Here is an 18,585-nt window from a genome sequence, read left to right as displayed (position 1 = left end):
GTGCCCCAATGTGCAACTCCGCGCCGCAGCGTTGGACGCAAACGGAACAGATCGACGAGGAGTCAGCAATTGAATTCGAGTACCCGTAGCGCCAAGCGCCCCCTGTTGTCGACGGTTCTCGCGGTGGCCTTATCGGTGACGGCATGTTCGAGTGGAAGCAGTCCACAGGTAAATCTGGACGGCGCAGTCCCCACTCCGCCTGCAGGCGACGATCGCGGCGCGATCGTGTCCTCGGAAGTTTTCGAGACCGACTACCAGCCACTCGCAGGCGCAGCGCTTCGCAAGGTCCTCTACAAATCCACCTCGGGTATCGACGGAACCGAAAAGACTGTCTCCGCCGTCGTGGTCGTACCGAGTTCCGCTCCACCGCAAGGCGGGTGGCCGGTAGTCGTGTACGGACACGGAACCACAGGTATCAAACCGGAATGCGGTCCGTCGAACGACCCGACACTCATGGGCGGTGCCGCGGCCGCTGCCGTTCTGGCAAGCAAGGGATACATCACTGTCCTGCCCGACTACCAGGGCCTCGGCACAGTGCAGGCCGGCGACATCCATCCCTACCTCGAACCGAACACCGCAGGCCACAACATGATCGATGCTGCCCGCGCAGCCCGCTACCTGGTACCGAACACCTCCACCCGATGGGTCGCGTACGGCGCCTCGCAGGGCGGTCAAGCAGCCTGGGCAGCAAACGAACTCAGCTCGACCTACGGCACCGGACTCGATCTGGTCGGGGCCGTGGCACTCTCGCCGATCACCGATGCCACCGGGCTCGTCGACGCAGCCGTTGCCGGCACCTTGACCGGTGCTCAGAAGCTCGTCATGCCGATGCTGCTCGAGACGCTGGCAGAATCGGACCCGACCATCGAACTCGGCGATTACATCCACGGTGAAGCACTGGCCAAAAAGGATCTACTCACCACGTGTCTGAACGTGAACCCCGAGGCCATAGACGCCGTCGGCCGACAGATCTACGCACTGGACTTCGCACCCTCGACCCCTGAATCCGAAACTGCACTGCGGACCGTGCTGACGGAAAGGGCATTGCCGAAGACTCCGACGCAGGCACCGATGCTGGTGATTTACGGCGACGAGGACGACACGGTCCTGCCCGCCTGGACCACCGCGTCGGTCGCCGAGGCATGCGCCAAGGGGGACATCATCGAGTCGATCCTGCAGCCCGGGAAAGGGCACGCCGTGGACCCGACGCCTTCCGTCGATTTCCTCGCCGAAAGATTCGCGGGAGCCTCTCCCACCAACTCTTGCTGACCTTGTTCGCGGAGCGGCGCGGCGGAAGCTCGAAGGCAACCCGCGTCTTCGGCCAGCGGCGCACCATCCACGTGGCCGCAAATCCTCCGAGTGTGCCGGCAACAATATAGATCGGAAACGCGACCCAGGCGGTGCGTATGCCCGCGGCGTTCACCGCTAGTACGGCACCGATCATCACGGGGTAATGGATGCAGTAGAAGATGAGCGAGTTCGATCCTACGAACACGAGCGTTCTCGCCAGCCGACCGTCACCGACAGTGAAGCCGGATGCGGTCGCCACACAGATCGCACAAAGCACCAGCAGCGCATATGCGGGGTGGAACCGAATGTCGATACCGAGAAAGCTCGCGACAGAAGTACCGATCGTGATCAGAATCAGTAGCGGCAGGACGAATCGGTTTCGGCCGATCGCACGCCAGATGCCGGGATTGAGGGCGGCCCAGTAGCCGATGATGAAGAACGGCCACAGGTAGAACGGACGTACGTTGAATCCGGTCGTCGCCAACCCGAGCGCGACCACACAGCTCGAGGCCAGAACCCAGAGGGGAGCCTTTTTCAATACGAAGGCGACCGTATAGAACAGCAGGAGACACCACAGGTACCACGTGTACAGCTCCGGCTGAACCGCTATGCGCACCAGTGGGCCGGGTGCCAATTGACCGACCATCCCGACGGTGATCAGCGACCACACGACGTACGGCCACGCGATTCGACGGAGTTTGCCACTTGCGAACCGGCGCAACGGCTTCTGCAGTGACCTTCCGAGCAACATGCCGGACAGAAAGATCAGCATCGGCATACGGAACGGCGACAAGATGTTGTTCAACTGCCACAGGATCGGCGGTGCGGATCGATCGAACCACGTAAGCGCCTCTACAGCATGGTGCACTATGACCGCGAAGATGGCCGCACCGCGCAGCACATCCATCCACAGCGCCCGAGTCGTCGTCGACGGAGCCTCGGCATCGACTCGCACGGTCATTTTTCCACCGGGGAACGCACTTGCGACGCATCACGGGAGCGGTCGGTTCGTTCGGGCCCGGCGGACAACGCCACGAGGAACCCGGCCAGGCAGACCATAGCTGTCATCCACGACGTGCCCTCCCAGAACTGAATTGTGTCCAGCAGGCCGGGATGTGCGCGCCACACCTCCACGACGTTGAGCGCCGACAGGGGAACAACGAAGATTCCGCAATAGACCAGCAGGCTCCCCGGAAATCCGAAGGAGGTAGCCACGTATGCCACGATCACAGACGCGACGACGAAGATCCCGACGAACACGGCCATGTCGAAATTGCCGCCAACCATCCGATTCAACTTGAAATACACGTGCATCGGGCCGTCGTAGGTGAAGCTCCGCGAATCCCACACCATGTAGCCGAACCACCAGATCAGACTTGTCGCAGCACTGATCGCCGCCAACAGCAACGAACTTCCCCGGTGCCCACGCCGGAAGAACATCGGCAGGCCGAGAGTGAGGAACGGAAATCTGAACTGGGACACGACGATGGTGGCAGGAACCAGGATCCACAACGCAACCTTGTTGTCCGACAACGACAATGCGATCAGCGCCGCCAGCGCGAATCCGAACGTCAGGAAGTCGTTACCGTTGGCGAGCGACAACCAGAACCCCGGCGTCAGCGCAAGCAGAACCATGAAACGATTGAGCGTGGCCAAGCCGACCGTTTTGCCGATCACCAGCAGGCACAGTCCGATGAGCAGTGACATCGTCAGCGGGTAGCCGATCACCGCTACCGGCGCATGAGCCACCAACCACCCGGGCCCGCAACTCATCGCATTGCCCGTCGACATCTGAGACGCGTCGTACGGCCACTGCCCGGTGAGCATCCGATCGACACCCACAGCCAAGCATTCGCCCTGGTCGCTGCCTCGACCCTCCCCGCGCAGGGATGCCAGGCGTGGCTGTACGACAGCGACCATGAACAGCACAGCAACGATGGTCGACGGCCCCAACCAACGTCCGAATCGGAGAAAGTAGCGATGAAAGAACGGAAGCGCGCACGCTGCAATGAGAACCACGAGCAAGATCGGTCCAGGCAACGGCAGCAGCGAACCGATCAGTTCCGCCTTCGCGAACACGGCGATCCCGGTCACCACTCCACATCCGACGTAGATGCCCGTCGTCACCCGAGGTGACAGCTCGCGTGACTTCACTTGTCCACCGCGACGTCGGCAGCCAACGGTACCGATCCTTCGGCCTGCTTTCGCTTACGGTTACGCAGATTCATGAACGGTTTCTCCAAGATCTGGTAGGACAACGTGCCGACGATGAGGGTGGCAACAAGCCCAACAGGCCAGTACTGAAGGATGCCCCACGGTGTCAGCAGAAACATCTGCTGCCACAGGTACATGCTGTAGCTTGCGATTCCCAGCCACTTGATCAGCTTGTAGTTGAAGAGCCGCCCAACGAGCGATTCGTGATGGTAGACAGCCATTGCAATGATCGCGACGATAGCGATGTTCTGAATGGAGAAGCCTGCAACCAGCATGAACTTCTTACCCAGGAGCACCTCACCGAACAACGACACGATGAGCCCGAAGACCGCCACCAATCCTATCGGCCACGGCTTGGTGAGAAGTTTTTGAACGCGTTCGGTATGCCAGACGAGGGCGAGGAGACAGCCCACGGCCAACGTGTCGAACCGAACATGGAATTGGTAGATCATCGTGTCGCGCAAGCCCGGCAGCAGAAAATAGCTGGCAACCCGTACAAGCGGCGCAGCCACAATTGCAATGGCCAGGGCCCTTGGCAAGTTCTTGTACCCGATAGCCAAGATCACCACCGGCCACACGAGGTAGAACTGCTCTTCGAGCGAGAGCGTCCACGTATGCCCCAGAACCGCGTCTGTCCCCTGATCCAAGTAATTGGTGACGAACAACAGCGCGGACGCGAGATTGATCGGCTCCACCTCGACGTATCCCAACGCACCGAGCAATGCCGTGACGCCGACCAAACCCCACAGCGCCGGCCACAGGCGCACGGCCCGACGAACGTAGAAGTTCTTCAACGAGATCGACCCCGAGCGCTGCTTCTCGCGAATGAGAACGAGAGTGATCAAAAAACCCGAGAGCTGGAGGAAGGTCGAAACTGCCACCATCCCGATGTGGTGGACCGAAACGTAAGCGGGGGTGTCCGCCGTGAGCCGGAAGAGCACGATGTGCACGACCATGACGGTCAGAAGCGCGTACCCGCGGATCCCGTCCAACGACGGAATTCTCTTGTCGCGACCCGTACCGACTGTCGGCGGTTGTACTTTTGTGACCACAGCGATTCCCCCTGCCCCTAGATCCAGTAGCGACGGTAGGGTTTCAAGTTCTTCTGGCCACCCGGATCGCGATGCTTGATGAGTTTCGCCGGATTACCCGCGTAGATGCCGTTCTCTTCCAGAACGCCGAATGCGACTGCCTTGGCACCCAGGACGACACCGTCCTTCAGCACTGCACCGGACATGACCGTCGCGCCGGTGCACAACCACACCCGGTCACCGATCGTGGTAGGTCGGTATCGCGTGCCGTGATCGGGGTCGTTGGGATCGTGGTCACCGCTGTGGATAGTGACGAACGGAGCCATGTCCACGTACGAACCGATTTTGATCTTGCCTCGACCGTCCAGGTGCGAGTGGTATCCGATGTTGGTGTTATCGCCGATCTCGATTCCCCCGAGATCCGAAACGAACGTCCATCGCCCGATCACGACATCGCAACCGACAACCCAACGCATCAACGTTCGGGCAGACAGATTTCGCAACCGCTGAATCGGGATCCGCAACACGAAATTCGCGAAAGCCACGCGGGTCTCGACGGCGAACCGACGCAGTTCTCCCACTATTCCGTTCTCTCTCATTCGATGAGAATACGAAACATCCGCTACGTCGGCACTTCCACCGCCGTGAGATTCTTCATAGTCCGCTGCTGATCAGATTTCTTACGCCTGGCCAGCCATGCTGTTCGCATTACCGATCCGAACGCCAAAGCACCGATCAGTCCGTTCGCAGTCGCGAACGGATTGAGACTCAGACTGAACACCACGAAGAACACGGCTACCGACGACGCGCCCGTGGCAGAAGGATCCAGTCGAATCGACAAGGCGTCGATCATGACCTTGACAAACAGGGCGACCACCGCGATCGCCACGAACGGGCCTGCCTTGAACAAGACGTCGACGAACATGTTGTCCAAGTTCACCGTGCCGCCTCCGGCGATACCACCCTTGCCGAGCGGATACAGCATCGCCTCGGGTGCCAGCTGAAGCAGCTTGAGGCGAGTCTGCGCAGAACCGTCGGTGCTGGCGTCGAACTCTGTCAGTCGGTTGGCGTTGAGAATCGACGAATCGTCACCGAACCTGCCCACCACGGTGACAACCAGGTACCCCGCCGCCACTGCGATTCCGACAGGAACAACTCGGCTGACCCCGCCGCGTCCGGAAATTGCCATCCACGCGAGAGCCGCAGCCAGGCCGAGCAGTGCCGACCGCACTCCCGTCAGCACGAGCGCGAACGCCATCGCACCCATGCCGGACAATAGAAACACCTGTGTCGCAAGATTTTTGGTCGCACGGATTCTCGCGATCGCAGCCAACAGAGCCGCCGAGAGCACCGCCGAGAAAGACGCGGGAGACTCGGCTGTCCCGAACACCCGGAGCTGTTGAACGAACGGCTGCCCGATGCTGTTGAGCTTGGACGAGAGCATCCACAGCCGATCCCACTCGAACAGAAGGAAGAACTGCGCGATGCCGTACGCCGCCACGACGGTTCCGATTATCGGCAGCAGCCTCTCGACGGTGTCCCACACATCGGGCAACCGACCACCGCGAACCTGAACCACGATCAGCAGCATGGAGCACTGCACGATGAGCGTGAACAGCGAAGGCACCGCAAACAATTTGTGCGCAAAGTTTGCGAGCACGAACACGCCGACCGTCACGTACACGAGCCGTTGCCAGATGTCGCGTGGACCGTCGTACTTCTTGTCCGCATACAGCAGGGCCACAACCGCAAGCAGGACCGGAAGCAGGACCAAGGGATCCGCGTCGATGCGTCCGTCCTCGGCGAGGATCCGCCGCACGAACGCACCGAAACAGGTGATCAGCGCCGCGACTACCAAAGATGTCTTGGGACGCCATGCAATGGCGGCCATCAGCACGAACAAGAACACGATGTACATCTGGTAGCTCAGTGACGACCCCATCACCGCGAAGAAGAAGACAACGAAAGCGGCCCCGCACAGCTTCAGGCCGAGGACGACAGCAGCGCGATGACGGTCCCAACGGCGTGCGAGCGCATACATGGTCACGTGTCAGATCCCGTCTACAGCAATGGATGGTTCGCGATGCATCCGCCTGGTGACGATCTCGAGCCCCACACAACGTACAGCGGCGGCGACCAGAGCCACCGACGCCGCCTCGACTCCGGTGAGCCCGTCACGCCCCAGGAGCAACAACCCGGCCAGTGCGACGATGGCCGTGACCCACGAGGGCTTCACCAACTTTTCAGGCTTGCCGATGCCGGCGAAATACGAGATGTCGACAACGTAGCGATCGTTCAGGATGCCCGCCAACACGAGCAACGCCATGATGGGGCGCAGGCCCTCGAACTCGGGTCCGAACACCAGCCCGACGAACGGTGCGCCGATGGCGATGACGACGATGCCCGACGCCGTACTGAGCAGCACACTCCGGCGCCTCGTCTTCTTGTGCAGCAGAGCCAGATCCGAGTTCCCGTCGGCATTCCTCGAATCGGGATACATCATCACACCCACAGCGCGCGAGAGCGGGTTCGCCACGAGTACTGCGGTGGTCGCGACGGCATAACGACCCAGTTCCGCGGGGGTGGACATGACCACCATCAACACCTGGTCCATCCGGGCAGTCACCGCATCCGACGCCGCCGATGCCCATCGCGGCAGGGCATACGAGAAAACCGAACGGGCCTGCCCCCACGCCACGCCCCGACCGAGCCGGGGAACCAACAGCCCGATCGCGACCAGAATGTAGACGACCATCGAGCCCAAATACACCGCGATAGCGCTCTCGACGGACAACGTTCCGGTGAGCGCAAGCACCACGACAGCAATGCTCGGCAGCACCAACGGCGTCGCGCGAAGCAGATTCCACAGATGCATCCGTGATTCCGCATATGCGATTTCCTGCGAGCAATATGCCACGCCCACGAAAGGCAACAGCACCGAGACCACTCGGAGCCCGGTAGTGACATACGGCGGATAGTTCTCTGCGAACCACGGCGCGACGAACCACAGAACGATCCCTGCGAGGGCTCCGAGAACGGCAGAGAGAACGGCCGCGACCGATACCGTCGACGAGCGGTTCTTGGAAGACATGTATCCAGCGGCATTCGGCACACCGAAATACACCAGCCACGCCAACACCGTCAGCGTCACCATCACGGCAGTGACTGCGCCGCGCCCGTCGGCCCCGAGATGTCGGGCGATGAGCACGCCACTGACGAGCCCCATCAGAGTGGTGCCCGCCTCGGTACCTGCGACTCCGAGTAGCTTCTTGTACTTGCCGAGGTTTGCCATAGTTGCCTCGTATGTTCTGCGAACCAGCGCCTCGGCGCAACTTGGCCGCATGGGTCGGCCACCGAGGACACGCGAATTCGGGCCGTCGGCTGCATAATTCCCGGTGTGGCCAACACCCTGTATCTGACCCATTCGGCGGTGCCCGCCGGTGCCGAGCTCCATCTGATGAAACTGCTCGAGCACGCGACGACCTGTGCTGGGGTTTCGTTCGCAATCGACGGGCCGGTTGTCGAACTGTTCCGTCAGCGAGGAATACACGTCGAGGTGTTCGGCGGCCCAGCGGATGCACTATCGATCAAGCGCGTCGAAACAGGATTGACCTCACGGCTACGTGCGCTCGGCGGCTTGGTTCGCTACGGATGGGCCCTCGGCGGCCAGGTGCGCACACGGGACTACGAGCTGATCGTGGCCTGGACGATCAAGTCCTTGCTGTACGGGACAATCGCGGCAAAGCGGGCCCGGGTGCCCCTCGTGTGGTGCGTCAACGATAGATTGTCACCCGAATATTTCGGCCGGACAGCATCTTTCGTCTTGTCCAAACTTGCGACGTTCTTGCCGCGCGCTTTCATCGTCAACAGTCGCGCGACACTGGACACTGTCGACACGCACGGCAAACCTGTGCTGATTGCCCCGCCGGGGCTCACCGTGACCGGCCGGCAGCGCGTCCGATCTGCAGTGACCGTTGTCGCAATGGTCGGGCGGATCGCGCCGTGGAAGGGACAGCTCGAATTCGTTCGCGCATTCGACGCTGCCTTCGCGGGCACAGATGTGCGTGCGGTCGTCGTCGGTGGGCCGCTGTTCGGCGAGGACGACTACTTCGACGAGATCCGTGCCGCAGCGGCGGCAAGCACATCAGCGCAGCAGATCACCTTCACCGGACATGTCCAGAACGTCGCCGAGGTTCTTCTCGACTCCGATGTACTCGTCCACGCATCGATCATCCCCGAACCCTTCGGTGCCGTCGTGCTCGAAGGACTGGCAGCCGGAAACGCGGTCGTGGCCACCCGACCAGGCGGCCCAGCAGAGGTGATCACCGACGGCAGAGATGGCCTACTGACACCCTGTGGCGACGTCGCAGCCCTGACGAACGCACTCGAGAAATTGCGTGACGATCCTGCTCTGGTGGAGCGGTTGTCGTTCGCCGCAACCACTCGTGCGCGAGATTACGACGTGGAGGCCATCTCGATGTCGATGCAGGCCTGGCTCGAGACCGTCCGTACCGGCGCTGCACGGGGAGTGACCTCGGCGGTGTGACCGCCGGGGGCCGTTACAGGATTGCTTTCCACTGTTCTGCAGTGCGCGCCCAGGATACGTTCTGTACGGCCCACCGATATGCGTTCTCGCCCTGAGCCTTTCGGGCGGCCTCGTCGACTGCGAGCGACTCGACGAGGTCCGGGAACTGATTCCGCTCGTGCGCGAGCAGCAACGAGTTGCCGTACCACTCGACGTCGGTGTCGGCACCCGCCGTCGACACGACTGCTCGGCCTGCCGCCAACGAATTCGCGATTGTCGAACGCCGACCGGACGCGCCGTCCGTGAACGGAAGCAACACGATGTCCGCGTCGAACAATTCCTGCGTGACCACATTCTCGGCGCAGTAGCCGAGCAATGTCGCCCGAGAGTCCGGTGCAGCCGCAGTTCCGACCACGCGGAGCTCGTACGCGACGCCGATCGAGTCCAATCGATCGAGAGCGTCGACGATGAGCGAGAAGTCACGAGAGGGGTGCGAGGATCCGAAATGCAGAAGCCGCAACACACCGCCGCCGGTGGGGGTACCCCGCCTGATGCCCCGCAACGTGGGGGAAATGGGGATGACGCTTATCTTCTTGCGCACCCACGGAATTCGGGAACCCAGCGAGCGAGCACGCGAGGCGATCGTCACTACCGTCCGATGGGCCGACGACGACAGCAGCGCGACGATCGCGCCTTGGATCGGGAGCAGTAGCCGAGGCTTGAGTCGCGCTTGATTGGACGCCATTTCGTGAAACAGAACGACCAGATTCGAAGTGTGCCACCGCATCAGCAACACCAGAACCGGAATCATCACCGGCACACCCTGCTTTTGATACATATGTGGCACGTAGTGGAACACCACGGAGTCAGGCCGCACGGACCGCAGGACCCTCCGCACACTCGACGGCGTCCATCGCTCGATCTCGACGGTATCGACGCCGCCGAACGGCTTTCGTCCCACCCACGGCTGAGTGAGGATCGTGACGTCCCAATCCTCGGTCTCTCCGATGACCTCGTCGAGCCACAGGGCGCAGTAGTCGGCCACGCCACCGGGTTCGGGTGGAAACTCTTTCGACACCACCAGCAGTCGGCGGCCCATCTAGTCGGCGTCGAGTGAGCGCAGCGGCTTCGCGGGAATGCCGCCGTACAGAGTGTTGGGTTCACAGTCCTTGGTCACGATGGCACCCGCGGCGATCATGCAACCGGCACCGATCGTGACACCAGGCAGAATCACCACGTTCGCACCGACCCAGGTTCCGGCCCCAATCGTGATCGGCTCGGCCTCGACGATTCCCCACCTGTCGTGCGACGGACCCATGGTGTGACTCGCCGTCACCAGGCAGACACCGTAGGCCAGTCCGACATTGGCGTCCATGGTGATCGGCGCATGCGCATCCAAGGTCACGTTCGCATTGATTCCGCATCCGCGGGCAATGCGCAGATTGGAGATCTCACCCTCTATGTGAAGGTGGGGGTACACCGCCACGTGCTTGATCCCAGCGCCGCCCATACGCATCAGGAGTGCCCGCGCCCGAAGGCTCCATACCGGGTGGGCGGCAACTCCGTTGATCCAGAAACGCTGCAATGCTCGCATAGCTTCCGGACGCTACCGTGGAATCAGCACACTCTCCATCCGAGTGATCTGCATCTCCATCATCGCGCTCGAAGTGCAATTTTCGGCAGAACGCCCTTTAATTCTATTTGCGCACATACTCCCTGGCAGGAAGAGAACTACCGGTGAGCATTCGTGTACACATGACCGGGTCCGAGTGGTTCGGTTCCCTGCCTGGTGGTCTCAACAGATACTTCGAGTCTCTCTATCTCGCTTTGAAAGCACTCGACTCGACCACCGAGTGCAACGTCACCGCTGCCGCATTCGGTGAGGCATTGCCCGGAGGGCAGACCTGGGGTGCACTCGATCGACCGCTTCCTGTCCGGCTCGCCGCCGCGAGCACTCCGATCGACGTGCGACCGGACGGAATAGTCGACCGCCACTTCGCGCTGTACGGCTACACGGCACCGGTGAGGGGAAAAGCCGTGTCGGTGACTCACTTTCACGGACCATGGGCGGCGGAAAGTGCCGCGTCAGGGTCTCGCGCCGGAATCAAATTCGCTGTCGAGAAACTTCTCTACCGGCGATCGGATGCCTACATCGTTCTCTCCGAGAGCTTCAAGAACCTCCTTGTCGAACAGTATTCGGTGGCCCCGGACGATGTACGCGTCATTCCTCCGGGTGCCGAACTGGGACACTTTCGATCGACGGACATTCCGCAAGGCCCACCGCTGGTGGTCTCTGCGCGCAGACTCGAGAAGCGAATGGGACTCGATGTTCTCCTCGCCGGGTGGCCGTCCGTCGTCGCCGAACACCCGGATGCGCAGCTGGTGATCGTCGGTACCGGCAGCTATGAGGTGGAGCTACGCCGAATTGCGTCCGAATCTCCGGCAGCGGCCAGCATCACCTTCGAGGGACGCGTCAGCGACGAACGATTGGCGCAGCTGTACGCACTCGCCACCGTCACCGTCGTGCCCAGCCTGTCGCTCGAGGGCTTCGGCCTGATCGCGCTGGAATCGCTCGCTTCGGGCCGAGCACCGATCGTCACGAACTGCGGAGGCCTCCCGGACTCCGTCGTCGGGCTCGACTCCTCACTGGTAGTCCCACCAGGCGACACCGGTATGTTGGCGATGCGTATATCCGACGCTCTGACCGGTAACCATCCGACTCCTGCTCAGTGCAGAGCCCACGCCGAAACCTTTGATTGGCAAACCATCGCACGCCGCCATGTAAATCTCTATTCGACGCTACTCGAGAGGCACTCGTGAAACGTGCACTGGTTCTTGTACTCCTGATCGCCGCCATGTTCACGGTGACCGCACCGGCCAACGCTGCGAACGGTGACCTGCAGCTGGGGTTCGCCAGCGGGTCCGAGCTCGGTCGACTGTCACCGGAAGACCTCGACCGGCAACTCCAGTCGGCAGCGGATGTCGGAGCAACGTGGGTACGAGTCGAAATGGACTGGGGCGATATCGAACCGGAACCGGGTGTGTTCACCTGGGATTCCACCGACCGAGTGGTTGCCTCTGCCCGCGCACACGGGCTGCAGATCCTGGGGCTGTTGACCTACACCCCGGTATGGGCGCAGCGCGGCTTCGTGCTCCCCGGTTCGCAACAGGCCGCGCCCGCCGATCCGAACCAGTTCGGCAATTTCGCAGCAGCCGCAGCATCCCGATACACGGATTCGATCCAGACCTGGGAAATATGGAACGAACCGAACATCGCAGTCTTCTACGGACCATCCGTCGATGTGCGTTCTTACCTCCAGGTTCTTCAAGCAGGTTACGTTCGCATTCATGAAATCCAGCCCGGTGCAACGGTTCTCAGCGGTGGGCTGTCCAACGCGCAAGACGTGCTGCCCATCGGCCTATCTCCGGTGGCCTTCCTGAATCAGTTGTATGCGCTCGGTGGTGGAGCTTTCCTCGACGGCGTAGCAATGCATCCGTACACCACACCCGGCTACGCGCCCGACAACGCCAACTGGACCCAGATGGCTGCAATGCACACCACCATGCAGAACAACGGTGACGGCGGCAAACAGATCTGGATCACCGAGTACGGCGCGCCGACCGGGAACATCGGTTCCGAGCAGCGCCAGTCCGATATCCTCACCTCCGCTCTGGCTTCCGCGAACACGGTCCCTTTCATCGCCAGGCCTATGTTCATCCATTCGATTCGCGACGGTGGAACAGACCCGGCCAGTCCGGAAGCCAATTACGGCGTACTGCGGAAAGACTTCACACCGAAGCAGGCTTTCTACACGCTGCAGGGGATGTTCAGCTGATTCTGGCAGTCGAACCGATCGGGCCGGCGCGGGCGCAACCGAGCACAGCCTGGTAGCGACGCGCTCGAGGGCAAGGTTGCGCCGATTGCCGTCAGGGACAGAGGTACTGCCGAGTCGCACGCGCAATACAGACACCCGACTGGGAGTCGGGCACCGCCGTCGGGTCAGCGAGGAGCCGACGGCATGGACTGCTGCGCACAATCTTCCCTGCGTATCGCCGAACAGCAAGGCGACCCGATCGGACTAGCCGATCGGGTCGCCGTGAATAGATGCCGGTCAGGTCAGTACGCGCCGTCGCTCCCGGCCACGGCCCGGACAGTTTTGGCAATGATGAGGATGTCGCCGACCATCGACCAATTCTCGACATACGAAAGATCGAGTCGCACAGTCTCTTCCCATGAAAGGTCCGAGCGTCCACTGACCTGCCACAAGCCTGTGATTCCGGGCTTGACCAGGAGGCGACGCCGAACCTCGCCGTCGTAGGTCTCCACTTCGCGGCGGAGCGGGGGGCGCGGACCGACAACGCTCATCTCACGCTTGAGCACGTTGATGAACTGAGGCAACTCGTCGATACTGAACTTGCGCATGATTTTTCCGACTTTGGTGACCCGTGGATCGTCGCGGATCTTGAACAGAACCCCGCCTGCGCTTTCGTTCTGCGCCAATAGGTTCGACACCTGCGCGTCAGCGTCGACGACCATGCTCCGGAACTTGATCATCGAGAACGGCTTCGCATCGATCCCCATCCGCTCGGACAGGTAGAAGACGGGTCCGCGGCTGGTGAGCTTGATCGCTGCTGCCACCACCAACAGGATCGGCGAAATCAGCAGCAGCACAGTTGCGGCGAACACCATGTCGAAGGCGGTTTTGCTGAATCTGGTTGCGCCGTTGTACTGCGGCTTCTCGACGTGGATGAGCGGGAAACCTGCAACGGGACGCATCACCAGCCGAGGCCCGGCGACATCCACCACACCGGGAGCGACCACGAGGTCGACGTTCTTCTTCTCCAGATCCCAGATCATCTTGCGGATACCAGCGGTGCCGAGATGTTCGGTAGCCGTTACCGCGACGGTGTCTGCACCGGAAGCCTCGATCGCGTCGACTACGCAGTGTTCGTCGCCCAGGACAGGTATCTCGAAACCGTCGATCGTGACGGCGGCGTCGTCGGCAGCGGAGTAACCCGGCAGGCACATTCCGACGACTGCGTATCCGGCCGACGGTGACCGCTCGAACTGCCTGGCCATCGACACCGCGGCCGCCCGGCTCCCGACGATCAGAACCGACGTCTTGTACCCACCCTTGCTTCGCTTGACCGAAACATTCTTTCGCCACAACCAGCGGCTGAGCAGCAAGCCCACCAGGCCGACCGGTAGCGCGATCGCCAAATACAAGCGAGCGATGTCCACCCGAAACAGAAGCGACAGAATCGCGATGACGCCGAACAACCGGAAGGTCGCCGACACGATTCGGCGATACTCCTCCTCGCCGGTGCCGATCACGCGCGGCGAACGAGTGCGGAAGATCGCCAGAAACCCGACCCACAGCACGATCAGCGCGACGGAAAGCCCCGAGTATCCGAAGAATGCAGCCATCCCGGAGGACTCGAGCTCCCCGAACCGAACTATCTGAGCAATCCCCACTGCCGCCAGTACGACGAGCACATCCGTGACTCGCAAGCGATCGATGTATTGGTGTTCCCACACCCGACGCGATGTGAGACGACGGGTGCGCCACCGCTGCCTCGTGCCGACCGGTTCGTTCTCGAGACGCGGGTCGACATCCGGACCGGTGTATCCCAGTGCTGTCACAGTCAATTCCTCCTGGCATCCCGATGCTCCGGGACCGCGGCTAACGGTTCTCTACGAACCGGCTCCCCCCACATCCGCGTCGACGTGAAGATTCGTTGCCTCTTGCTGGTTGAGTATCGCGAATGTCCGAGGTTGAACTCGAACGAAATGCGACTTGGTGGTCAACTTCACAGGCATGCCGAACGCAATGTAAATCGACTCGAGCGGACAGGTCGTTACAGGAATCCACCGATTGAATGACAGGGCCTGCCGCAGCTCAGAGTATTTAACCTCGTTGAAACATAGAGTCTTTCAGCTGTTCGCAAATGGTGCCGATTTCGAGTCGGGTGCACGAACCTACCGACGACTGCGATCGCGGGCACGCGCGCGGAATTCGCCGATTGCGAGGATCGTCAATGCGACCCCCAGCAGGGTGAGGGGGATCTGGCCCAAGGGAGCGTCGATGTCGAGTACGACGATCTGCCACACCACCCATCCGATGGTCACCAACCCCACCAACGCGACATACACAGCGGCCTCGGAGGCGTCGACGAGCACGGCAGCGACGCAGATCAACGGTCCGAGACCGAGGAAGATCAGCACGAACAACCCGGAGATGCGGTAGTCCCAGGTGTGCCAAGCAGGAAGCATTCCGACGTTCAAGCCGAGTGACCGCCCACTGGGGTCGGAGGTCAACGACAGTCCGTTAAACGTCCCGGCCGCACCCAACAGGATCAGCAATGCCACCGTCGACAGCTTCTTCACGGTGGTGTCATGCGTTCGTCGTCCTTCGGTTGTGGCCGGCAGCGGTTCACGTAGAAGTTGATACTGCCAGAACGAGTCCGATTGGTCTTGTTCCATTCGAGAGTGTCTGCCACGTGAGCACCTGCCCGTCGAGGCTGCGTCTAGGCTCGGTGGGTTGCGCGCCCGCCGTGGGCCGTGCCCCGACCGCACAGGAGACTCCGCATGCCCAAGCTGAAATCCATCAGCGAGTTCACCGGCAAGTGGTTCGCTCTGATCGTCGTGGCGGCAGGAGCGCTGGCCCTGATCACTCCCGATACGTTCAGCGGCGGCACACCGGCCGTTCCGTGGCTGCTGTCGATCATCATGCTCGGCATGGGAATGACGTTGCGGCTCTCCGACTTCGCGGTCGTCGCCCGACGACCGTGGGCGCTGCTGCTCGGTGTGGCCGCGCAGTTCCTCGTGATGCCGCTCCTCGGTCTCGGAATTGCCAACCTGCTCGGCCTCTCTGCCGCGCTGACCGCAGGCATGGTGCTGGTCGGTTCGGCACCGGGCGGCACGGCGTCCAACGTGATGGTCTACCTCGCCAAGGGCGACACCGCACTGTCGGTAGCCATGACGTCGGTGTCCACCCTGCTCGCACCGATCCTCACGCCACTGCTCGTACTCTGGCTCGCCGGTGAATTCCTGCCGGTCGATGCAGGCGGATTGTTCGTCTCGATCCTGCAGATCGTGCTGGTTCCCGTCGTACTGGGAGTTGTTCTGCGCCTGCTGTTTCCCGCAGCCATCGACCGCATGCTCGACGCTCTGCCGCTCTTGTCGGTGGCGGGGATAACCGCGGTGGTGCTGTTCGTGGTTGCCGCCAGCGCACCGACACTGCTGTCCATCGGAGCTCTCATCGCCCTGGCCGTCGTGCTGCACAATTCGCTGGGACTCGCCGTGGGGTACGGCATCGGCAAGGCATGCGGACTCGACGTCGCCAGCCGACGCGCGATCAGCATCGAGGTCGGGATGCAGAATTCCGGATTGGCCGCGGCTCTGGCATCGGTGCATTTCAGCCCCGCGGCAGCCCTGCCCGCAGCCATCTTCTCGGTATGGCACAACGTCTCGGGCTCACTTCTCGCCGGCTACTGGTCTCGGCGTTCGATCGAACCGAAGCCGGCCGAGCGCGCGGAGGAGTCGGCACGCTCGAGCACCGACTGAGGCTGGATTTCACACAGAATCCGGTGCAGCCGACCGCGCTAGACGCGGTCAGCTGCACCGGATTCTTCGTTTCTGGTCGCAGTTTCCTTGCGTTATCTGCACTCGTTATGCAATATTTGCAAGAGTGCTTTGCATCCGCCGAGCTCACCGTCGAGGAGGCCCCATGATCACAGTGACCAGTGCCGCGGGAGGCGTCGGCCGCTTGCTCGTTCGACAGCTCGCCGAGCAACAAGTACCGGTTCGGGCGGTGGTCAAGAACGACGCGCAAGCTGCGACCACCCGCACGGACGGGGCAACCGAGGTCGTCGTGGGCGATCTCCGGTCGGAGGACACGCTTCGGACCGCCCTGGCAGGGGCCGACGTCCTGTACCACGCGGCACCGACCCAGATCATCGACGAAAAGCCCATCATCGATCACCTGATCGAACTGGGACCGGCAAACGGGTTGCAGCACATCGTCTTCCACTCCGTGATCCATCCCAACCTGCATCAACTGACGCACCATCATCAGAAGGACATCGCCGAAGGAATGCTGAGGGACAGTGGAATCCCCACCACGGTGCTCAGACCGTCGCACTACATGCAGAACTACCTGGAAGTGTGGGAATTCCTGCAGGCCGGAGTGATGCCGTACCCGGTTTCACCGGACAGCGTGATGGGCGTAGTCGATCTTGCCGACGTCGCAGAAGCAGCCGCGAACATCCTCATCGACCCATCACCGCACACCGGGCGCGTCTACGACCTGTCCACCGTGGAACTCACCCGACACGAGATGGCGCGGATCTGGTCCGATGTACTGGGCCACCGAGTCACCGCCATTCGGATTCCCCCATCGTCGTTGACGAACCAACTGAACGTGCTGCCCGCACTCGCCTCGGTTTTCGGGCATGCAGTGCAATCGACGAAGCTGAACTCCATCGGCCACCTCGTGCGCGGTGCCAAGGCCGCGTCGAACCCTCGTGACATGAAGAATTGGCCGGCCGATGCACGCGAGGCGTACCGCACCATGATGACCCACTACGACGGCCACGGCCTGCCGGCCGGAGACCTGACCGTTCTTCCGACGCTGCTCGGTCACGCACCGACGTCGTACGAGGAGTTCGCACGACGCTCGGCCGGTGAGCTCGGGTACACGCTCGCCGGTTCGAGCCGATGAGCCGCCGAGGTTTTCGCTACCGACCCGGCCGCTCGCTGGTGACCGGCGCGAGCTCGGGAATCGGTGCCGAGTTCGCCCGAGCACTCGCTGCCCGGGGATCCGATCTCGTACTCGTCGCGCGACGAGAGGACCGACTGACCGCTCTGGCGAACGAACTCGAGCAGAACCACGGAATCCACTGCCGCACAGTGGCCTGGGACCTGTCCGAGGACGCAAGCGGACGCCGTCTGCGCGAGATCGTGCCCGAGCAGATCGATCTCGTGGTCAACAATGCGGGGTTCGCCGTACAGGGGCCGTTCGCAGACGGCGATGCCGACGACTTCGAGCGCCTCATCGCCGTCGACATCCGCGCGGTGGTGGACATCTGCTCGGCGTTCCTCCCGGACATGATCCACCGCAGGGACGGCACCATCGTCAACGTCGCCAGTACGACTGCGTTCCAACCCGTCCCGTCCCTCGCGGTGTACGCAGCCGCCAAAGCATTCGTGCTGAGCTTCAGCCAGTCCCTGTGGTACGAATCGGCACAGCACGGGGTCAGAGTGTTCGCGCTCAATCCCGGCCCGACCCGTACCGAATTCTTCGACGTCATCGGAGACACCGCGGCCGCAGCCGGCACCTACCAAACACCGGCCGAAGTCGTCGCCACTGCACTGCGCACACTCGACGCGAGACGTTCACGCCCGCAGGTGATCTCGGGCCGACGAAACACGGTTCAGGCCATCGCGGCGGGCCTGGTCCCCGCGCGAGTTCTACTGCCCACCCTGGCGCGGATGCTCCACTAGATTCGGGCCGGCACCCGACG

17 protein-coding genes are annotated in these 18,585 nt (G+C 62.1%); 7 read left to right on the top strand and 10 right to left on the bottom strand.

The window, feature by feature from the left end:
• Window positions 1-69 precede the first annotated feature (69 nt).
• Window positions 70-1,269: a lipase family protein gene (locus R4P47_RS13300; RefSeq protein WP_317533609.1), complete on the top strand. Its 1,200-nt coding sequence runs from the start codon at window positions 70-72 to the stop codon at window positions 1,267-1,269.
• On the opposite strand, the gene R4P47_RS13295 is transcribed toward R4P47_RS13300, so the two are convergent.
• From R4P47_RS13295 to R4P47_RS13270, 6 genes are read right to left on the bottom strand one after another with little or no spacing between them, the layout of a single operon-like run.
• Window positions 1,160-2,251 (bottom strand): acyltransferase, encoded by a 1,092-nt coding sequence (locus tag R4P47_RS13295; protein ID WP_317533608.1) that lies wholly within the window; start codon window positions 2,249-2,251, stop codon window positions 1,160-1,162. The genes R4P47_RS13300 and R4P47_RS13295 overlap by 110 nt on opposite strands.
• The gene (locus R4P47_RS13290; RefSeq protein ID WP_317533607.1) at window positions 2,248-3,444 is read right to left on the bottom strand and encodes a hypothetical protein; all 1,197 of its coding nucleotides are present in this window, start codon (window positions 3,442-3,444) and stop codon (window positions 2,248-2,250) included. Before R4P47_RS13290 ends, R4P47_RS13295 begins: the two co-directional genes overlap by 4 nt.
• Entirely contained in the window at window positions 3,441-4,556 is a 1,116-nt protein-coding gene (locus R4P47_RS13285) for an acyltransferase (protein ID WP_314145163.1), read from the bottom strand. The genes R4P47_RS13290 and R4P47_RS13285 overlap by 4 nt, the downstream gene beginning before the upstream one ends.
• A gap of 17 nt (window positions 4,557-4,573) precedes the next feature.
• Window positions 4,574-5,134 carry an acyltransferase gene (locus R4P47_RS13280; RefSeq protein ID WP_317784970.1) on the bottom strand — a complete coding sequence of 187 codons (561 nt, stop codon included), beginning with the start codon at window positions 5,132-5,134 and terminating at the stop codon, window positions 4,574-4,576.
• 23 nt (window positions 5,135-5,157) lie between these two features.
• Window positions 5,158-6,582, bottom strand: coding sequence for a hypothetical protein (locus R4P47_RS13275; RefSeq protein ID WP_317533605.1), 1,425 nt, complete (start codon window positions 6,580-6,582; stop codon window positions 5,158-5,160).
• Between the two features lie 3 nt (window positions 6,583-6,585).
• The gene (locus tag R4P47_RS13270) at window positions 6,586-7,827 is read right to left on the bottom strand and encodes an oligosaccharide flippase family protein (RefSeq protein WP_317533604.1); all 1,242 of its coding nucleotides are present in this window, start codon (window positions 7,825-7,827) and stop codon (window positions 6,586-6,588) included.
• A gap of 105 nt (window positions 7,828-7,932) precedes the next feature.
• On the opposite strand from R4P47_RS13270, the gene R4P47_RS13265 reads away from it, so the two are divergent.
• Entirely contained in the window at window positions 7,933-9,081 is a 1,149-nt protein-coding gene (locus R4P47_RS13265; RefSeq protein ID WP_317533603.1) for a glycosyltransferase family 4 protein, read from the top strand.
• 13 nt (window positions 9,082-9,094) lie between these two features.
• On the opposite strand, the gene R4P47_RS13260 is transcribed toward R4P47_RS13265, so the two are convergent.
• The gene (locus R4P47_RS13260; protein ID WP_317533602.1) at window positions 9,095-10,159 is read right to left on the bottom strand and encodes a hypothetical protein; all 1,065 of its coding nucleotides are present in this window, start codon (window positions 10,157-10,159) and stop codon (window positions 9,095-9,097) included.
• Complete coding sequence (locus tag R4P47_RS13255; protein ID WP_317533601.1) at window positions 10,160-10,654, bottom strand: acyltransferase; 495 nt, start codon at window positions 10,652-10,654, stop codon at window positions 10,160-10,162.
• A gap of 161 nt (window positions 10,655-10,815) precedes the next feature.
• Here R4P47_RS13255 and R4P47_RS13250 point away from each other — a divergent pair, with 161 nt between their 5' ends.
• Together R4P47_RS13250 and R4P47_RS13245 are read left to right on the top strand one after the other, a co-directional pair.
• On the top strand, window positions 10,816-11,880 hold the full coding sequence (locus R4P47_RS13250; RefSeq protein WP_317533639.1) for a glycosyltransferase family 4 protein: 1,065 nt from the start codon (window positions 10,816-10,818) through the stop codon (window positions 11,878-11,880).
• Entirely contained in the window at window positions 11,877-12,896 is a 1,020-nt protein-coding gene (locus tag R4P47_RS13245; RefSeq protein WP_314145156.1) for an endo-1,4-beta-xylanase, read from the top strand. The genes R4P47_RS13250 and R4P47_RS13245 overlap by 4 nt, the downstream gene beginning before the upstream one ends.
• 281 nt (window positions 12,897-13,177) lie before the next feature.
• Here the strand turns inward: R4P47_RS13245 and R4P47_RS13240 are convergent, their stop codons facing one another.
• Entirely contained in the window at window positions 13,178-14,704 is a 1,527-nt protein-coding gene (locus tag R4P47_RS13240) for a sugar transferase (protein ID WP_394855325.1), read from the bottom strand.
• Between the two features lie 336 nt (window positions 14,705-15,040).
• Window positions 15,041-15,544, bottom strand: a complete 504-nt coding sequence (locus R4P47_RS13235) for a hypothetical protein (RefSeq protein WP_317784969.1) — start codon at window positions 15,542-15,544, stop codon at window positions 15,041-15,043.
• Between the two features lie 105 nt (window positions 15,545-15,649).
• Between R4P47_RS13235 and R4P47_RS13230 the strand changes: the two genes are divergently transcribed.
• The 3 genes from R4P47_RS13230 (at window position 15,650) to R4P47_RS13220 (ending at window position 18,565) form a co-directional block, all read left to right on the top strand.
• Complete coding sequence (locus tag R4P47_RS13230) at window positions 15,650-16,627, top strand: bile acid:sodium symporter family protein (RefSeq protein ID WP_317533599.1); 978 nt, start codon at window positions 15,650-15,652, stop codon at window positions 16,625-16,627.
• Window positions 16,628-16,790: 163 nt separating this feature from the next.
• Complete coding sequence (locus R4P47_RS13225; protein WP_317533598.1) at window positions 16,791-17,783, top strand: SDR family oxidoreductase; 993 nt, start codon at window positions 16,791-16,793, stop codon at window positions 17,781-17,783.
• Complete coding sequence (locus tag R4P47_RS13220; RefSeq protein WP_317533597.1) at window positions 17,780-18,565, top strand: SDR family oxidoreductase; 786 nt, start codon at window positions 17,780-17,782, stop codon at window positions 18,563-18,565. The genes R4P47_RS13225 and R4P47_RS13220 overlap by 4 nt, the downstream gene beginning before the upstream one ends.
• Window positions 18,566-18,585 lie beyond the last annotated feature (20 nt).

The sequence above is a fragment of the Rhodococcus sp. IEGM 1370 genome, from assembly GCF_033142325.1.
Classification (GTDB): domain Bacteria; phylum Actinomycetota; class Actinomycetes; order Mycobacteriales; family Mycobacteriaceae; genus Rhodococcoides.
This window is presented reverse-complemented; position numbering and strand designations above follow the sequence as displayed.